2 protein-coding genes are annotated in these 2,719 nt (G+C 69.0%); one reads left to right on the top strand and one right to left on the bottom strand.

Annotated elements, in window-relative coordinates; genetic code table 11:
* The coding region (dnaG, locus tag A612_RS01065; protein WP_019372769.1) for a DNA primase at window positions 1–1,215 on the bottom strand (1,215 nt) is incomplete at its 3' end.
* A 76-nt stretch (window positions 1,216–1,291) separates the two neighbouring features.
* On the opposite strand from dnaG, the gene A612_RS01060 reads away from it, so the two are divergent.
* Window positions 1,292–2,719: acyl-CoA synthetase (locus tag A612_RS01060; protein WP_019372768.1), on the top strand; the 1,428-nt coding region annotated here is incomplete at its 3' end.

Below are 2,719 nucleotides of genomic sequence, written 5' to 3'. Positions count from 1 at the left end.
CAGCGGCTCGGCGTGGCTGAGCATGCGCGCCCGGCCTTCCGCTGTGCCCAGGTCGCAATCCTGCGCCGCCGCCTCCAGCAGGAAGCGCGACAGGGGCAGCGCCTGCTGGACCTCGCGCGCGAAGGCCTCGCTGCCGTGCGCGCGGATGAAACTGTCCGGGTCGTGCTCGGGCGGCAGGAACAGGAAGCGCACGCTGCGCGTGTCGCCGGCGTAGGGCAGGGCGGCCTCCAGGGCCTTGCGCGCGGCGCGCCGCCCCGCCGCGTCGCCGTCGAAGCTGAACACCACGGCGTCGGTGAAGCGAAACAGCTTGTGCACGTGCTCGCCGGTGCAGGCCGTGCCCAGGGTGGCGACGGCATTGCCGAAGCCGTGCTGCGCGAGCGCCACCACGTCCATGTAGCCCTCGACCACCAGGGCGTAGCCATGCTCGCGCATCGGCGTGCGCGCCTCGTGCAGGCCGTAGAGCTCGCGCCCCTTGTGGAACACCGGCGTCTCGGGCGAGTTGAGGTACTTGGGCTTGTCGTCGCCCAGGACGCGCCCGCCAAAGCCGATGCACTCGCCCTTGGCGTTGCGGATCGGGAACATGATCCGGTCGCGGAAGCGGTCGTGGCGGCGGTCCTCGTCCTCGATCAGGATGACCAACCCGGCCTCCACCAGCGCAGGGCTGTCGTACTCGGCGAAGACGCTCGCCAGCCCGTGCCAGCCCGGTGGCGCGTAGCCCAGGCCGTAGCGCCGGGCGATCTCCCCGCTCAGGCCGCGCCCCTTGAGGTATTCGATGGCTTGCGGCGCGCGGCGCAGCTGCTTTTGCCAAGCGGTGGCCGCCTGTTCGAGGATCTCGGTGAGGGATGCCTGGCGGCGCCGCTCGCTGGCGGCGCGCGCGCGTTCCTCGGGCGAGGCGCGCTCGTCCGGAACCTGCAGCCCGCAGCCCTGGGCCAGGTCCTGCACCGCCTCGACGAAGCCCATGCCCGCATGGTCCATCAGGAAGCCGATGGCATTGCCGTTCTTGCCACAGCCGAAGCAGTGGTAGAACTGCTTGGACGGGCTGACGGAAAACGAGGGCGACTTTTCCCCGTGAAAGGGGCACAGTCCCATGAAGTTGGCGCCGCTTTTCTTCAGTGGCACGTGCCGGCCGACGACATCGACCACGTCGACGCGCGCGAGCAGCTCCTGGATGAAGGCCTGGGGGATGGACACGGGGTGGATTTTCACCCCGACCATGGATTGTGGCCCTCAGCCTGGCGTCAGCCCCTGCTGTTCCAATCGGAATTCACGTCCAGACCATTCTTTCATTGCCATGGCCCAGACCCCCAGCATCTTCGACCAGAACCTTCCGCGCACCGCGGCCAACCACGCGCCGCTCACGCCGCTGTCCTTCATCGAACGCACCGCCGAGGTCTATCCCGAGCGGCTGGCGATCGTGCACGGGGAGCTGCGCCAGAACTGGCGCGACACCTACGCGCGTTGCCGCCGGCTCGCCAGCAGCCTGCGGCGCGCCGGTATCGGCAAGAACCACACGGTGGCCGCGATCCTTCCGAACACGCCGCCCATGGTCGAGGCGCACTTCGGCGTGCCGATGGCGGGCGCCGTGCTCAACACCCTCAACACCCGGCTCGATCCGGAGACCATCGCCTTCATGCTGGACCACGGCGAGGCGCGCGCCGTGATCGTCGACCCCGAATTCGCCCCCGTCATGGCACGCGCGCTGGCCCTGCGCCAAAGCAGCGCGCCGATCCTGGTGATCGAGGTCGAGGATGCGCTGTATGGCCCGGCCGCGCAGTCGCTGGGCGGCGTGCGCTACGAGGATTTCCTGGCCGGGGGCGACCCGGACTGGCAGTGGGAGCTGCCCGGGGACGAGTGGGACGCCATCGCCCTCAACTACACCAGCGGCACCACCGGCAACCCCAAGGGCGTCGTCTACCACCACCGCGGCGCCTACACCAACGCCATCAGCAACGTGCTGGAGTGGGACATGCCCAAGCATGCCGTCTACCTGTGGACGCTGCCGATGTTCCACTGCAACGGTTGGTGCTTTCCCTGGACGGTGGCGGCACGCGCCGGCGTGAACGTCTGCCTGCGCCGGGTGGAGGCCGGGGCCATCATCGAGGCCATCAAGCGGCACGGCGTGACGCACTACTGCGGCGCGCCGATCGTGCACAGCCTGCTGGTCAACGCGCCAGAGGCACTCAAAGAGGGGTTGCCGACCGGCGTCAAGGCCATGGTCGCGGGGGCCGCGCCACCGGCTTCCATGATCGAGGGCATGGAGCGGCTCGGCTTCGACCTGACGCATGTCTATGGCTTGACCGAGGTCTATGGGCCGGCCACGGTCTGCGCCAAGCACGAGGAGTGGGATCGGCTCGACATCGGCGAGCGTGCGCGTCTCAATGCCCGCCAGGGGGTGCGCTACCACCTGCAGCGCTCGGCCGAGGTGCTCGATCCGGAGACCATGCAGCCGGTGCCGCGCGACGGCGAAACCATGGGCGAGATCATGTTCCGCGGCAACATCACGATGAAGGGCTACCTCAAGAACCCCGAGGCCACCGAGGAAGCCTTTGCCGGCGGCTGGTTCCACTCGGGCGATCTGGCGGTGCAATACCCGGATGGCTACATCCGTATCCGCGACCGCAGCAAGGACGTGATCATCTCGGGCGGCGAGAACATCTCCTCCATCGAGGTCGAGGACGTGCTGTACCGCCACCCGGCGGTGCTGGCGGCCGCCGTGGTG

This window comes from Melaminivora alkalimesophila, from assembly GCF_000282995.1.
Classification (GTDB): domain Bacteria; phylum Pseudomonadota; class Gammaproteobacteria; order Burkholderiales; family Burkholderiaceae_C; genus Melaminivora; species Melaminivora alkalimesophila.
This window is presented reverse-complemented; position numbering and strand designations above follow the sequence as displayed.